This is a genomic window from Agrobacterium pusense (assembly GCF_013285525.1).
GTDB classification, from domain to species: Bacteria; Pseudomonadota; Alphaproteobacteria; order Rhizobiales; family Rhizobiaceae; genus Agrobacterium; species Agrobacterium pusense.
Map to the genome: position 1 here is coordinate 2017250 of NZ_CP053856.1, position 15070 is coordinate 2032319.

The 15070-nt window shown below is 60.9% G+C and carries 12 protein-coding genes; 5 read left to right on the top strand and 7 right to left on the bottom strand.

The features are described from left to right. Positions 1-89 precede the first annotated feature (89 nt). From urtE to HQN82_RS09980, 6 genes are all read right to left on the bottom strand, one after another. Positions 90-785 carry an urea ABC transporter ATP-binding subunit UrtE gene (urtE, locus tag HQN82_RS09955; RefSeq protein ID WP_004443309.1) on the bottom strand — a complete coding sequence of 232 codons (696 nt, stop codon included), beginning with the start codon at positions 783-785 and terminating at the stop codon, positions 90-92. A gap of 217 nt (positions 786-1002) precedes the next feature. Beyond that, positions 1003-1764 (bottom strand): urea ABC transporter ATP-binding protein UrtD, encoded by a 762-nt coding sequence (urtD, locus tag HQN82_RS09960; protein ID WP_107341650.1) that lies wholly within the window; start codon positions 1762-1764, stop codon positions 1003-1005. 4 nt (positions 1765-1768) lie between these two features. Continuing rightward, a complete protein-coding gene (gene urtC / locus HQN82_RS09965) occupies positions 1769-2932 on the bottom strand; it encodes an urea ABC transporter permease subunit UrtC (RefSeq protein ID WP_035210611.1) in 1164 nt (387 codons plus the stop codon). Beyond that, the gene (gene urtB, locus HQN82_RS09970; RefSeq protein WP_173614842.1) at positions 2929-4542 is read right to left on the bottom strand and encodes an urea ABC transporter permease subunit UrtB; all 1614 of its coding nucleotides are present in this window, start codon (positions 4540-4542) and stop codon (positions 2929-2931) included. Before urtB ends, urtC begins: the two co-directional genes overlap by 4 nt. Positions 4543-4820: 278 nt before the next feature. Continuing rightward, positions 4821-6110 (bottom strand): urea ABC transporter substrate-binding protein, encoded by a 1290-nt coding sequence (gene urtA, locus HQN82_RS09975; protein ID WP_004443324.1) that lies wholly within the window; start codon positions 6108-6110, stop codon positions 4821-4823. 330 nt (positions 6111-6440) lie between these two features. Beyond that, entirely contained in the window at positions 6441-6647 is a 207-nt protein-coding gene (locus HQN82_RS09980; protein ID WP_006700348.1) for a DUF2735 domain-containing protein, read from the bottom strand. Between the two features lie 481 nt (positions 6648-7128). Between HQN82_RS09980 and HQN82_RS09985 the strand changes: the two genes are divergently transcribed. The 5 genes from HQN82_RS09985 to HQN82_RS10005 all read left to right on the top strand — a co-directional run bounded on the left by HQN82_RS09985 (position 7129) and on the right by HQN82_RS10005 (position 14371). After that, on the top strand, positions 7129-8163 hold the full coding sequence (locus HQN82_RS09985; protein WP_006700347.1) for a glutamine synthetase beta-grasp domain-containing protein: 1035 nt from the start codon (positions 7129-7131) through the stop codon (positions 8161-8163). Between the two features lie 220 nt (positions 8164-8383). Further along, complete coding sequence (locus tag HQN82_RS09990) at positions 8384-9154, top strand: SDR family oxidoreductase (RefSeq protein ID WP_173614843.1); 771 nt, start codon at positions 8384-8386, stop codon at positions 9152-9154. A gap of 31 nt (positions 9155-9185) precedes the next feature. Next, positions 9186-12581, top strand: a complete 3396-nt coding sequence (locus HQN82_RS09995) for a hybrid sensor histidine kinase/response regulator (RefSeq protein WP_173614844.1) — start codon at positions 9186-9188, stop codon at positions 12579-12581. Next, positions 12578-13504, top strand: a complete 927-nt coding sequence (locus HQN82_RS10000; RefSeq protein ID WP_173614845.1) for a response regulator transcription factor — start codon at positions 12578-12580, stop codon at positions 13502-13504. Before HQN82_RS09995 ends, HQN82_RS10000 begins: the two co-directional genes overlap by 4 nt. Positions 13505-13783: 279 nt before the next feature. Beyond that, complete coding sequence (locus HQN82_RS10005) at positions 13784-14371, top strand: AAA family ATPase (protein ID WP_173614846.1); 588 nt, start codon at positions 13784-13786, stop codon at positions 14369-14371. Here the strand turns inward: HQN82_RS10005 and HQN82_RS10010 are convergent. Continuing rightward, positions 14320-15036, bottom strand: coding sequence for a polysaccharide deacetylase family protein (locus HQN82_RS10010; protein ID WP_173614847.1), 717 nt, complete (start codon positions 15034-15036; stop codon positions 14320-14322). The two genes, HQN82_RS10005 and HQN82_RS10010, sit on opposite strands and share 52 nt — an antisense overlap. Positions 15037-15070: the final 34 nt, after the last annotated feature.

Below are 15070 nucleotides of genomic sequence, written 5' to 3' on the forward strand. Positions count from 1 at the left end.
ATGAAAGCCATGTCGAGGCGCATAGGCTTTCAAAATATTAATCGCCCGTTTGCACGCCGTGATCGGCGCGCACAGGCTTTGGTCTCGGTTTATACTGTAAGATGCCGCCTCGCTTCCGGCATATCCAGCGTTTCAGCGAGGCCTTGATGCACGATTTCACCTCGGTCCATGATGTAGACGTAATCGGCAAGCTCACGGCAGAAATCCAGATATTGCTCGACCAGCAGGATCGCCATGCCGGTGGAATCGCGCAGATATTTGATGGCCCGGCCGATATCCTTGATGATCGACGGCTGGATGCCCTCGGTCGGTTCGTCGAGAACGAGGATTTTCGGCCGCGTGACCAGCGCCCGGCCGATGGCAAGCTGCTGCTGCTGCCCGCCGGAGAGATCGCCGCCGCGGCGTGACAGCATGGTCTGCAGCACGGGAAACAGGCTGAAAATATCATCCGGGATGAACCGCTCCTTGCGCGACAGCGGCGCATAACCGCTCTCCAGATTTTCCTGCACGCTGAGCAGCGGAAAAATCTCGCGCCCCTGCGGCACGTAACCGACGCCGCGTTTTGCCCGCTGGTAAGGTGCCAGCCCGTCCAGCGCCGCATCGCCGAAACGGATCGTGCCGGCGCTGGTGGCCTGCTGGCCGGTCACGGCCCGCAGCAGCGAACTTTTGCCGACGCCGTTGCGGCCGAGAACGCAGGTGATCTTCCCCATCTCGGCCTTCAGCGACACGCCGCGCAGCGCCTGCGCTGCGCCGTAATGGAGGTTGATGTTGTCGACTGTCAGCATGGTGAAACTCCAATGACGGTATGGTGGGCGGCGCTACCCCCCTCTGCCCTGCCGGGCATCTCCCCCTCAAGGGGGGAGATCAGATGCCGCACCCACCCACTCCATCGAGAGGGAGCGATCAGGCGCAGTGTAAGCCACTTGCCGATCTCCCCCCTTGAGGGGGAGATGCCCGGCAGGGCAGAGGGGGGTACGGTCACGGCAAACGCAAACACCACCATCACCGCCCCAGATAATTCTCGATCACCTTCGGATCGCTCGACACGAAATCGATCGACCCCTCAGCCAGCACCGAGCCTTCGGCAAGGCACGTCACCTTCACCCCAAGCTCGCGGATGAAGCCCATATCGTGCTCCACCACCACCACCGAACGCGTCTTGGCGATTTCCTTCAGCAGCACGGCGGTTTCGGCCGTCTCGGCGTCCGTCATGCCCGCCACCGGCTCGTCCACCAAGAGAAGCTTGGGCTCCTGTGCGAGCAGCATGCCAATTTCCAGCCACTGCTTCTGCCCATGCGAGAGATTGGCGGCGAGATCGCCGCGGCGGTGGCCAAGCCGCACGGTGGCGAGGATTTCCTCGATACGCGCCTTGTCTTCCTCCGTCAGCCGGTAGAACAGGGTTGCGAACACGCCGCGCTTGCGGTTCAGCGCGAGTTCCAGATTGTCCCACACGGTATGGCTTTCAAACACCGTCGGCTTCTGGAATTTCCGGCCGATGCCGAGCTGGGCGATATCCGCCTCGTCCTTATTGGTGAGATCGATACTGTCTTCAAAGAGAACCGTGCCCGTATCCGGCCGCGTCTTGCCGGTGATGATATCCATCATCGTCGTTTTGCCAGCACCATTCGGACCGATGATGGCGCGAAGTTCGCCCGGCTCCACCACGAAGGAGAGGGAATTCAGCGCCCGGAAACCGTCGAAGGAAACGGAGACGCCATCGAGATAAAGCAGGCTTTTCGCTCTGTTTTCGGAAACCGTGTTCATGGGCTTACTCCGCCGCCTGTTGCGCAACCGCGCTGTCGTTGCCAGCCTCACGCGCCGCGCTTGCAACCCGCTTTTCCCGCCGCCCGGCCAGATAATGCTGCACGGTACCGACGATGCCCTTGGGGAAGAACAGCGTGACAGCGATGAAGAGACCGCCGAGCGCAAACAGCCAGAATTCCGGGAACGCGCCAGTGAAATAGCTCTTGCCGCCATTGACCAGCACCGCGCCGATGATCGGCCCGACCAGCGTGCCGCGCCCGCCGACAGCCGTCCACACCACCACTTCGATGGAGTTGGCAGGCGAAAATTCGCCGGGATTGATGATGCCCACCTGCGGCACGAACAGGGCACCGGCAATCCCCGCCATCATCGCCGAAACGACGAAGGTAAAGAGCTTGATGTTTTCCACCCTAAAACCGAGAAAGCGCACCCGGCTTTCGGCATCCCGCACACCCACCAGCACCTTGCCGAACTTGGAATTGACGATGCCCGACGCGATCAAAAGCGAGAGCGCCAGCATCACGGCCGTCATGGCAAACAGCACGGCGCGGGTGCCATCCGCCTGCACGGAATACCCAAGAATATCCTTGAAATCGGTGAGGCCATTATTGCCGCCGAAACCCATGTCGTTGCGGAAGAAGGCAAGCAGCAGCGCATAGGTCATCGCCTGGGTAATGATCGAGAGATAAACGCCATTGACGCGCGAGCGGAAGGCGAACCAGCCGAAGACGAAGGCGAGCAGCCCCGGCACGACGAGCACCATCAGCGCCGCAAACCAGAACATGTCGAAGCCGTGCCAGAACCACGGCAATTCCTTCCAGTTGAGGAACACCATGAAATCAGGCAGCACCGGATGGCCATAGACCCCGCGCGTGCCGATCTGCCGCATCAGATACATGCCCATGGCATAACCGCCGAGCGCAAAGAAGGCGGCGTGGCCAAGCGAGAGAATGCCGCAATATCCCCAGACCAGATCAAGCGCGAGCGCCAGCAGCGCATAGGCCAGATATTTGCCGAGCATCGACATGATATAGGTCGGGATGCGGAACGCGCTGTCGGCTGGCAGCAGCAGGTTGGAGGCGGGAACCAGAACGGCGATCGCGAGAATGATGCCGATGGCGATGGAAATGCGGCGATCGAGCGCGCGCAGGAGGAAGCCGGTAATCATGCTTCGATCGCCCTTCCCTTGAGTGCGAAGAGACCGCGCGGCCGCTTCTGGATGAACAGGATGATGAGGACGAGCACGAGGATTTTGCCGAGCACGGCGCCCACAGTTGGCTCAAGAAACTTGTTGAGCACGCCGAGCGACAGGGCGCCTACCAGCGTTCCCCAGAGATTGCCGACCCCGCCGAACACCACGACCATGAAACTGTCGATGATGTAGCTCTGGCCGAGATTGGGAGAGACATTGTCGATCTGCGACAGCGCGACGCCCGCGAGGCCCGCAACACCGGAACCGAGCGCGAAGGTGAAGGCATCCACCCAAGGCGTGCGAATGCCCATGGAAGACGCCATGCGGCGGTTTTGCGTGACCGCGCGCATCTGCAACCCGAAAGCGGAGCGTTTCAGCAGAACCAGCAGCGCGAAGAAGACGGAGAGCGAGAAACAGACGATCCACACCCGGTTCCAGGTGAAATTGAGATAACCGACGCTGAAGGAGCCGGACATCCAGCTCGGGCTGCCGACTTCCCGGTTGGTGGGGCCGAAGATGGAGCGCACACCCTGTTGCAGGATCAGCGAAATGCCCCAGGTGGCAAGCAACGTTTCCAGCGGTCGTCCATAGAGATAGCGGATGACGCCACGTTCCATGACAAGGCCGACGCAGGCCGTGACCAGAAAGGCGGCCGGCAGGGCAATCGCCAGTGACCAGTCGAACAGGCCGGGGAAATGGCTGCGGATCAACTCCTGCACCATGAAGGTGGAATAGGCGCCGATCATCACCATTTCACCATGCGCCATGTTGATAATGCCCATGACGCCGAAGGTGATTGCAAGGCCGATGGCGGCGAGCAGCAACACAGAGCCGAGCGACAGGCCGTACCAGACATTCTGCGCGTAATCCCAGAAGGCAAGGGAACTCTCGATGCTGGAAATCGCCTCGTCCACATCCGGTTTCAGGCTCGGATCAACCGATGGCGTCGCCGCCATCAGAATGCTGATCGCATCGCGCCCGCCAAGGGCCTTGATGGTGGCGATCGCTTCTTTCTTCACCTCAAGGGGACGGTCGGAGGAGAGCAGCGAGACAGCCCGCGCCTCCTCCATCCGGGTCCGCACCTCATTATCGGTTTCCTTGGCGATGGCCGCTTCCAGCAATTCGAGATTTTCGGCGCTTGGCGCTTTCAGGACGGCGTCAGCCGCTGCAAGCCGCACGGATTTTTCCGGGCTGAGCAACGTCAGCCCGCCGAGTGCGGCGCGGATGACGCGGCGCAGATTATTGTTGACCCTGATCTTGGTAACGGTCGCCTTCGGCGCCGAGCCGGCGCTTTCACCTGTCAGCGGGTCGATCAGTGTGAAATCGGAACCGGCAGGTTTGGTCATGAAGACGAGATTGTCTGACTTGCGCACGTAGAGATCACCCGCCGCAAAAGCCTCCAGCGCCGGCACCACGCGCGCATCTCCGGTGGCGGCAATCTGCCCGATCAGCACTTCGGCCTGCTTGAAATCAGCCGTGCCGAGCTGGTCGATCAGCGCCTTTGGGTCGCTCTGCGCGAGGGACTGGGCGGCGATCCCCACGGTGAGCCAGAGGAGAATGGCTCCGAGAAAAGATCGGATCGTCATGTCGGGTTCCTTGGAGCGGCGGTGTATTTTATCTGGCGATGAGTATGTGGCTTACCCCCCTCTGCCCTGCCGGGCATCTCCCCCACAAGGAGGGAGATCGGCAAGATGCGCTCGCATCGCTCCATCTCGACCGATGAGAAATGCGGGGCCTCGCCGCTTGCCGATCTCCCCACCTGTGGGGGAGATGCCCGGCAGGGCAGAGGGGGGCATGCTTGTTCAGTTTCCAATGATAAAACCGCCCCCACTAAGGGAGCGGCCCATCACAGCGCCCCCGCTAATCAGCTACCCTTGCCGCCGCACTTGCCCGTGGCCACGTTGAAGTTGCCGCAGGACATCGGCTTCCTCCAATCCGAGATCAGATCCTTCGAGTCCGGCAGGTAATCCGACCATTCGTCACCCACCACCTGCGGCGTCTGCTGCACGATTTCGAACTGGCCGTCAGCCTGGATTTCACCGATCAGCACCGGCTTGGTGATGTGGTGGTTCGGCATGACGGTGGAGTAACCGCCAGAGAGGTTCGGCACGGAAACGCCGATGATCGAGTCGAGAACCTTGTCCGTATCGGTCGTGCCGGCGGATTCCACGGCCTTAACCCAGGCATTGAAACCGATATAGGCGGCTTCCATCGGGTCGTTGGTCACGCGCTTGTCGTTCTTGGTGAAGGCATGCCAGGTCTTTATGAACTCGGCATTGACTGGCGCATCAACGGACTGGAAGTAGTTCCAGGCGGCAAGGTGGCCGACCAGCGGCGCAGTATCGAGACCGGCGAGCTCTTCTTCACCCACCGAGAAGGCGACGACCGGAATGTCTTCGGCCTTGATGCCCTGATTGGCCAGTTCCTTGTAGAAGGGGACGTTGGCGTCACCATTGATGGTGGAAACAACGGCGGTCTTCTTGCCGGCCGAGCCGAATTTCTTGATGTCGGACACGATCGTCTGCCAGTCGGAATGACCGAACGGCGTGTAGTTGATCATGATGTCCTCTTCCTTGACGCCCTTCGACATCAGGTAGGCCTTCAGGATCTTGTTTGTGGTCTGCGGATAGACATAGTCCGTGCCGGCCAGAACCCAGCGCTCGACGCCTTCGGTATTGGCGAGGTAATCGACGGCCGGAATGGCCTGCTGGTTGGGGGCGGCACCCGTGTAGAAGATGTTGCGCGAGGATTCTTCACCCTCATACTGAACCGGATAGAACAGGATCGAGTTCAGCTCTTCGAACACAGGCAGAACGGATTTGCGCGAGGAGGACGTCCAGCAGCCGAAAACGGCGGCGACCTTGTCCTGAGAAATAAGCTGGCGGGCCTTTTCGGCGAAAAGCGGCCAGTCGGAGGCCGGATCGACCACGACGGCTTCAAGCTTCTTGCCGAGCACGCCGCCCTTCTTGTTCTGCTCGTCGATGAGCATCAGCATGGCGTCTTTCAGCGTGGTTTCTGAAATGGCCATCGTACCGGAAAGAGAATGCAGCACACCGACCTTGATCGTGTCATCGGCAGCAAAGGCGCCGTGGAAGGCGGTGGTGGACAGGATTGCGCCAAGCAGCGCGGCACTGAGCGTCTTGCGGAACATCATCGGAAGGACCCCTCTCCTTGTTGGCCTCTCGTGGAGGCTCAGCGGCATCTTCGGCCGCTGCTGGAGGGACTATCGATCTCGTAAGCGCGAAACCGTATACGTCAATTGACGTAGGCGGGGTGGCGAAAGGTGCAGGGGACGGGACTACCGGACAGAGCGGCCTATGTGGACCAAGAGGTCCCGGCTTGTTTCTTCTCCCCGCCGGGGAGAAGTCCGCGCAGCGGGATGAGGGGGCAAGGGTCGAGATATTGGGAGAGCTTGCCCCCTCATCCGACCCTTCGGGCCACCTTCTCCCCGCCGGGGAGAAGAAAGGCGCGGCAACGTTTCACATCAAGAATGCGGCTTGCGGTCGCTCTCTTCGTCTCGGATCGCCTCGTCATGATACCATGAGCCGAAATCCACATGCGGCTCCCTCGCCTCGCGTTCGAGGTCGCTCAAGCCATTAGTGCGGAACTTGGAGACGCCAGCGCGCCCGCCAACAGGGAATTGGTAGATCGTTGCCGTCTCACGATGAAAGCCAGTCGCCATTTCGGTCATCTCACTCTGTTTGCATCGAAGCACTTGGTCATGGAATCAAACCCGTGAAAGCCGGATTCGCTCCCTTTGATTAAAAAAAAATCACGTTGCGGAAAATATAGGCATAGACAGTGCTTTCGACAAGAAAAACCATTCCGAAAGCGCTGGTTTTTAGGGCAAATGCCAATCCCTCGCGCGCAATTGAATTTCCCGCATCGCAGCATCGCATGGGACTGCCGGGCGCCAGCTATCTATCAGGATTCAATGATGAAACTTGAGGGGTGATTTACCCTGCTGCGTCGCAACAGAAGCCCCTTTGCAGGAAATCCAGAGGCCCTGCGCCAACGGCCCCAGAAAGATTTTTCGAAAAAATCGCCGGATATCGCGAATCTGGCACGCGGCATGCATCTAAGGGGTCAGCCCTTGAACGCGAATGTGCTTCCGGTGGTGAAAGCCGCGGGAGGCCTCAAGGCTTCGCATTGTTACCTATGAGAGGTTCGTAATGACTAAGTTCAAACTCGAGTACATCTGGCTGGACGGATACAAGCCGGTCCCCAACCTGCGCGGCAAGACCCAGATCAAGGAATTCGATGAATTTCCGACACTCGAGCAGCTGCCGCTTTGGGGCTTTGACGGCTCCTCCACGCAGCAGGCCGAAGGCCACTCCTCCGATTGCGTGCTGAAGCCCGTCGCGATCTACCCGGATCCGGCCCGCTCCAACGGTGCGCTCGTCATGTGCGAAGTCATGATGCCCGATGGCGTCACCCCGCATCCGTCGAACAGCCGCGCAACCATCCTCGACGACGAAGATGCATGGTTCGGCTTCGAGCAGGAATACTTCTTCTACCAGGACGGCCGCCCGCTCGGCTTCCCGGAACAGGGTTACCCCGCTCCGCAGGGTCCTTACTACACGGGCGTCGGCTTCAAGAACGTCGGTTCGGTTGCCCGCGAAATCGTTGAAGAGCACCTTGATCTCTGCCTCGAAGCCGGCATCAACCACGAAGGCATCAACGCCGAAGTGGCCAAGGGCCAGTGGGAATTCCAGATTTTCGGCAAGGGCTCCAAGCGCGCCGCCGACCAGATCTGGATCGCTCGTTACCTGCTGCTGCGTCTTTGCGAACAGTACGGCATCGACGTCGAATTCCATTGCAAGCCGCTCGGCGACACCGACTGGAACGGTTCGGGCATGCACTGCAACTTCTCCACCAAGTACATGCGTGAAGTTGGCGGCAAGGAATATTTCGAAGCCCTCATGGCCGCTTTTGCCAAGAACTGGAAAGAGCACATCGACGTTTACGGTCCGGACAACCACCTTCGCCTGACCGGCAAGCACGAAACCGCTCCGTGGAACAAGTTCTCCTACGGCGTGGCAGACCGTGGCGCGTCGATCCGCGTTCCGCATTCCTTCGTCAACAACGGTTACAAGGGTTACCTCGAAGACCGTCGTCCGAACTCGCAGGGCTGCCCCTACCAGATCGCTTCCGTCGTTCTGAAGACGATCGCGGAAGTGCCGCTCGCAAAGTCGGCTGCTGCCTGATATCGAACTGATGGCGTCGCCCGAACCGGGCGACGCCATTTTTCTGTCCAAACGGCCAGGCGGACAGGTGACCTTTCGCCCGTCGCCACATGCGGCATAGTCATCCCGGCGCAGGCATCTGCGTGGTTTTGAGCGATGGCATCGCCGCTTCCTTGACCCGGACAGGGTTCGCCCCGGTGCCTCAAAGCAGGCCATGTGCTTTCGAGCAGAAAGGTGAACGATGGGCATTCTCGACAAATTTTCCCTCAAGAACCGCACCGCCATCATCACCGGCAGCGGCCGCGGCCTCGGTTTTGAAATCGCCAAAGCCTTTGCCGAAGCTGGCGCCCATGTCTGGCTGACCGGCCGCAATGCCGAGACGTTGCAACAGGCGGTCGACACGTTGCGCGAAGCGGGCGGAAAGGCGGATTATGCCGCCTTCGATATTGCCGATACCAGAGCCGGGGCGGCGCTGGTCCACCGCATCATGAGCGAACTGGGCCACCTCGATATTCTCGTCAACAATGTCGGCGCGCGCGACCGCCGCCCGCTGTCCGAGTTCAGCGATGAGGACGTGCTGGATTTGATCCGCACCGACCTCACCTCCTCCATTTCCCTGTCGCGCGATGCGGCGGAAGCCATGGCGGCAAACACCTATGGCCGCATCATCACCATCACCTCCATTCTTGGCCACATCGTGCGGCCGGGCGATGCGATCTATCCCGTCGCCAAACAGGGGCTGACGGGCTTGATGCGGGCGATTGCCGTGGAATATGGCGCGCGCGGCATCACCAGCAACGCCATTGCGCCGGGCATGTTCGCCACCGAAACCAACGCCGCCCTTGCCGAAAATCCTGAGATGGTGGCTTTTGCCAAGCTTCGTGTACCGTTGGAGCGCTGGGGCAGACCGGACGAGATTGCCGGTGCGGCCCTGTTTCTGGCCAGCGACGCGGCCTCCTTCGTCAACGGCCATGTGCTGACGGTGGATGGCGGCATGTCGGTGCGCCTGTGAAAGGCCGCGGGCGGAAAGGCGCTCAATAGGCATGGCGGCACGGCAACGCATCATCCCCGTCAGGCGCGAATATAACCGCTGGGTCGCCAACCAGACGCTGGAAGATTATGCGCTGCGCTTTACCGCCAAAAGCGCCCGGCAATTTTCCTCCAACCGCATTTCCCACACCGCCATCGGCGCGATATCGTTCCTCGCCCTTGAGGCCATCGGCGGGGCCATCACGCTTTCCTACGGCACCACCAACGCATTTTACGCCATCCTTGTCGCCGCCGTGGCCATGCTCGCCGTCGGCCTTCCGATCAGCCGTTATGCCATCCGCCACGGCGTCGATATCGATCTGCTGACACGCGGCGCAAGCTTCGGTTACATCGGCTCCACCATCACCTCGCTGATTTACGCCGCCTTCACCTTCATGCTCTTCGCCATCGAGGCGTCGATCATGTCCGGCGCGCTGGAACTGGCGCTCGGCATTCCCTTGTGGATCGGCTACATCATCTCCGCCGTCATGGTCATTCCGCTCGTCACCCATGGCGTGCGGCTTATCAGCCGTTTCCAGATCATCACCCAGCCCTTCTGGATCGTCCTCAACATCCTGCCCTTCATCTTCATCGCCTTGATGGACTGGGAAAAATACGATCTCTGGCGCGCCTTTGCCGGCATTCACCATGCGTCCGGCCCGCCCGGCACCGTCGCGGATTTCAATCTCGTGGAATTCGGCGCAGCCTCGGCCGTCATTCTGGCTTTGATGTCGCAAATCGGCGAACAGGTCGATTTCCTGCGCTTTCTGCCGGCCGAAGGCCAAAGCCGCCTGCGCCACCGCCTCGCCGTGTTTCTAGCCGGTGCGGGCTGGGTTGTCGTCGGCGTACCGAAGCTCTTGGCCGGCTCGTTCCTTGTCGTGCTGACCTTCAGCTCCGGCGTTTCGGTCGATCGCGCCGCCGATCCTGCGCAGATGTATCTCACTGCCTTCGGCTACATGATCCCAAACCAGACGGCGGCGATGCTGCTGATGGTCGCCTTCGTGGTCGTCTCGCAGCTGAAGATCAACGTCATGAACGCCTATGCGGGTTCGCTCGCCTGGTCGAACTTCTTCTCCCGCCTCACCCACAGCCACCCCGGCCGCGTCGTCTGGCTGGTGTTCAATGTGGCCATCGCGCTGCTCTTGATGGAACTCGGCATCTACCGGCTGCTTGAGGAAACGCTCGGCATCTTCTCGATCATCGCCATGGCGTGGCTCTGCACCATCTCGGCCGATCTCTTCATCAACAAGCCGCTCGGCCTTGCCCCGCCGGGCATTGAGTTCAAGCGCGCCCATCTCTACGATATCAACCCGGTCGGCGTCGGCTCCATGGCGCTTTCGGCCACCATTGCGCTGATGGCGCATTTCGGCACCTTCGGCCCGCTCGCCGCCTCGCTCGCGCCCTATCTCACGCTCATCGTCGCCTTCATCGCCTCGCCGCTGATTGCCTGGGGCACCAAAGGCAAATTCTACCTTGCCCGCAAGCCGCGCCAGCAGTGGCGCGAAGAAAGCAGCATCACCTGCTCCATCTGCGAGCACCCTTTCGAGCCTGAGGACATGGCCTGGTGCCCGGCCTATGCCGCGCCGATCTGTTCGCTCTGCTGCTCGCTGGACAGCCGTTGCCACGACATGTGCAAGCCGAAGGCGAAGCTGAACTATCAGGTCGCGACCGTCGCAAAAACCTTCCTGCCGAGACAGCTGGTGGCGAAACTCGCCACCCGGCTCGGGCGCTACGGTATGGCGGCGGCGATTGCCGTCACCGCCATTGGCGGCATTCTCGCGATGATCGCCCATCAGGTCGGCACGGCCTCGCCGGAAACGGCAGATGTGGTGAACCGCACCATCCTCATCGTGTTTTTCGTCTTCGCCGTCATTGCCGGCATCGTCTGCTGGTTCCTCGTCCTTGCCCATGACAGCCGGGTGGTGGCGGAAGAGGAATCCTCCCGCCAGAACACGCTGCTCTTGAAGGAAATCGCCGCCCACAAGAAGACAGATGCGGCCCTCCAGGACGCCAAGGAAACGGCTGAGGCCGCCAACCGCGCCAAGAGCCGTTATGTCGTGGGCCTCAGTCACGAATTGCGCACACCGCTGAATGCCGTTCTCGGCTATGCCCAGATCCTCGAGCGCGACGAGACCATTCCCCCTCCCCGGCAATCGGCGATCAAGGTCATCCGCCGCTCGGCAGACCACCTCTCGGGTCTGATCGATGGGCTTCTCGATATTTCCAAGATCGAGGCGGGCCGCCTGCAGGTCTATTCCAACGAGATCAACATTCAGGATTTCCTCGACCAGATCGTCGATATGTTCCGCCCGCAGGCGCAGGCCAAGGGGCTGGAATTCCGCCACGACCGCTCGCCGGCTCTGCCGCAATATGTGCGAACCGATGAAAAGCGGCTGCGCCAGATCCTCGTCAACCTGCTTTCAAACGCCATCAAGTTCACCGATCATGGCGCCGTCACCTTCGATGTCGGTTATCGCAGCCAGGTGGCGAGCTTCACCGTGTCCGATACCGGCCGCGGCATTGCCGAAAAAGACCTCGCCCGCATCTACGAACCCTTCCAGCGTGGCGAGGCCGAAAGCGTGCGCCCGATGCCAGGCCTCGGCCTCGGCCTCACCATCACAAGGCTTCTGACAAATACGCTCGGCGGCGAGATTTCCGTTTCCAGCGAAAAGGACAAAGGCTCCACCTTCCGCGTGCGCCTCATGCTATCCGCCGTGCACCGGCCAAGCACGGCGCCGGCGCCGGAAAAGACCATCCGCTCCTATTCCGGTCCACGCCGCACCATCGTCGTGGTCGATGACAACGAGGATCATCGCGAGCTGATGCGGCAGGTGCTTTCGCCGCTCGATTTCGTCGTGCTGACGGCGCAATCCGGCCCCGAATGCCTCACCCTTATCGAAGGGGTGAAGCCCGATCTTTTCCTCATCGATATTTCCATGCCCGGCATGACCGGCTGGCAGCTGGTCACGAAACTGCGCGAGGCGGGTCAGACGGCCCCGCTCATCATGCTCTCAGCCAATATCGGGGACGGCACTGTCGCGGGCGCCGGCGATGACAATCACAACGACGCCATCGCCAAGCCGGTCGATATCCGCCACCTCTGCGACAGGCTCGCCGTGCATCTCGGGCTGAAATGGATTTACGATACCGATCTGCCCCCCGCGCCGGAGCCGCAGCCGCCTGCCGAGATCGTCCATCCGGGAGCCATTCACATCCAGGATTTGCAGCGGCTGGGCGAAATAGGCTACATACGCGGCATCGAAGCGAAACTCGCCGATCTTGCCCGCAACACGGAAAACCTGCCCTTCACGCAGGAGCTCGGCGCCTATGTGCAGGCTTTCGATCTGGCCGGTTACGCGCATTTTCTCAAGCGGTTCGAAGACAGTGACAGGGGAGACCTCAAGGCATGAACGCTCAGGCGGCGGCCCCGAGAGACATCGTATTGCTGGTGGATGACAGCCCGGAAGCGCTGGGATTCCTGACCGACGCGCTGGAACAGTCCGGCTTTTCCGCCCTCATCGCCACATCGGGACAGGCCGCGCTCAACATTGCAGAACGCATTACGCCCGATATCATCCTGCTCGACGCCGTCATGCCCACCATGGACGGTTTCGAAACCTGCCGCCGCCTGAAGGCCAATGCGGCGGTAGCGCAGGTGCCCGTTATTTTCATGACGGGACTGACCGAGACCGAACACGTGGTGCGGGCGCTGGACTCCGGCGGCGTCGATTATCTGACCAAGCCGATCAATATCGATGAGCTGCGCGCCCGCATCCGCGTGCATCTATCCAATGCCCGTTCCGTGCAGAGCGCGCGCGTGGCGCTTGACGCCGCCGGCCGACATCTGCTTGCCGTGCGCGCCAATGGAGCCATCCACTGGTCAACACCCCAGGCAACGCGGCTTGTCAACGCTGCGACCGGCCGGGATGATGGCATGGAAATCGTCGTCAGCCATATCGGCCGCTGGCTTGGCGAAAGGGCGGCGTCGGAAACCGGTCGCGATGCACCGCTGACGATCACCCAGGCCGGACGCCCGGCCTTGCAGCTCTCCTTCCTCGGCGCGATGGGCCCGGATGAGCATCTGTTTCGCCTGACCGCCGCCAACGAAAAGTCGGATGACCACCTTCTGAAAGAGCATTTCGCGCTGACGACGCGGGAGTCGGAAGTGCTTTTGTGGATCGCCAAGGGCAAGTCCAACCGCGATATCGGCGATATTCTCGGCCTGTCGGCCCGGACGGTGAACAAGCATCTCGAACAGATCTATGTGAAGCTCGGCGTGGAGAACCGCGCCTCTGCCGCGGTCAAGGCGGCGCATATTCTGCATCAGGGGTGACGGCTCGCCAAATTATGGTAGGCTCTTCCGACACATTCTCGCTCAAATACGCAAATTCTGCTTGTTGAACGAGCGGTAACCCCTTGTTTCTTCTCCCCGCCGGGGAGAAGTCCGCGGCAGCGGGATGAGGGGGCGAGGGTAGCGATAAGACCGAGAGCTTGCCCCCTCATCCGGCCGTTCCGGCCACCTTCTCCCCGGCGGGGAGAAGAAACGCGCGGCAACCACCTCCCAGAAAATCATCACCCCCTGCCCTGAACCCCAATACAGGAACGCACACCCATGAACCGTTTCATCGTCCTCTCCGGTTGCTCCGGCGGCGGAAAATCCACGCTTCTCGCCGAGCTCGCCCGGCGCGGTTTCGCCACCGTGGAGGAACCCGGCCGCCGCATCGTCATCGAAGAAATCCGCGATGGCGGCAACGCTCTGCCGTGGATAGACCTCGAAGCCTTCGCGCGTCGCGCCATTTCTGTGGCGCTTGAAGACCGTCAGCATGCGCCAGAGCACGGCACCGTCTTCTTCGATCGCGGCCTGATCGACGCCGCCTCGGCTCTACGCGAGGTCAGCGGTGACCCCCTCATCGAAACGTTGCACCGCGAACATCGCTATAATTCCCTAGTCTTCCTCACCCCGCCCTGGCCGGAAATCTATCGGGCAGACGCGGAGCGTCGGCATGATTTTGCCGCGGCCGTGGCCGAATACGACCGTCTCGTCAGGGATTATCAAGCCCTTGACTATGAGACCGTCGTCCTTCCGAAATCAGGCGTCGAAGAGCGTGCTGACTTCATTTTGGAGCGGCTGGATGGGGCGCAGCTGTCTCAGCGATTTTCCAGCAGCTGCGACACGGTCACGAACTCGAACCCGCGCTGACGCAGTCCATCGATGATCAGCGGCAAGGCCTGCCGTGAAGCCTCGCGGCTGCGATACATGACATGCATGATGATGATCGAGCCGTTTTTCGTGTGCTCGATAACGTGCTTCGCAAGAGCCGCTGCATCCTCGGCGATATCTGGATAGGATTCCGGCTCAACATCCCACATGATTGTTTTCCGGTCATGCCGGTATAGATACCATGGCAAGCCGAGCAGCTTCTTGCCATAGGGCGGGCGGAACATGATCTCACCTTTATGACCCGCAGTCCGAATGGCCGCATCGGTGCGCTCGATCTCGTCCCTGATCCGCGCGGACCCCATCAGCATCATGTTGGAATGCGTGTAGCTGTGGTTGCCGACCTGATGCCCCTCGCTAACGATCATGCGCGCCTGCGGTAGATTCTCTTCCGTCTCCTTACCGGTCAAAAAGAAAGTCGCTTTTACCTCTCGCTCCCTCAGGACCGCCAACACATCAGGCGTGAAACGCACCGAAGGCCCGTCATCGAAGGTCAGCGCCACCACCGGCCTTTCCGTTTCGACCCTTGCGACGATGCCGCCAAACAATTGCGTCGTCCGGGATTTGCTGAAGAAATGCACGCCGATCAGCCCCGCCGCCAGGGCAGCAAGAACAACGAGAAGGCACCCGGTTCGCTTCATCGTCATTGCTACCCCTCATTGCAGTTTTCCCGAGAGTTTT

Coding starts and splice junctions, on each gene's coding strand:
- urtE (WP_004443309.1), bottom strand. CDS start 785: ATGCTGACAGTCGACAACATCAACCTCCATTACGGCGCAGCGCAGGCG.
- urtD (WP_107341650.1), bottom strand. CDS start 1,764: ATGAACACGGTTTCCGAAAACAGAGCGAAAAGCCTGCTTTATCTCGAT.
- urtC (WP_035210611.1), bottom strand. CDS start 2,932: ATGATTACCGGCTTCCTCCTGCGCGCGCTCGATCGCCGCATTTCCATC.
- urtB (WP_173614842.1), bottom strand. CDS start 4,542: ATGACGATCCGATCTTTTCTCGGAGCCATTCTCCTCTGGCTCACCGTG.
- urtA (WP_004443324.1), bottom strand. CDS start 6,110: ATGATGTTCCGCAAGACGCTCAGTGCCGCGCTGCTTGGCGCAATCCTG.
- HQN82_RS09980 (WP_006700348.1), bottom strand. CDS start 6,647: ATGACCGAAATGGCGACTGGCTTTCATCGTGAGACGGCAACGATCTAC.
- HQN82_RS09985 (WP_006700347.1), top strand. CDS start 7,129: ATGACTAAGTTCAAACTCGAGTACATCTGGCTGGACGGATACAAGCCG.
- HQN82_RS09990 (WP_173614843.1), top strand. CDS start 8,384: ATGGGCATTCTCGACAAATTTTCCCTCAAGAACCGCACCGCCATCATC.
- HQN82_RS09995 (WP_173614844.1), top strand. CDS start 9,186: ATGGCGGCACGGCAACGCATCATCCCCGTCAGGCGCGAATATAACCGC.
- HQN82_RS10000 (WP_173614845.1), top strand. CDS start 12,578: ATGAACGCTCAGGCGGCGGCCCCGAGAGACATCGTATTGCTGGTGGAT.
- HQN82_RS10005 (WP_173614846.1), top strand. CDS start 13,784: ATGAACCGTTTCATCGTCCTCTCCGGTTGCTCCGGCGGCGGAAAATCC.
- HQN82_RS10010 (WP_173614847.1), bottom strand. CDS start 15,036: ATGACGATGAAGCGAACCGGGTGCCTTCTCGTTGTTCTTGCTGCCCTG.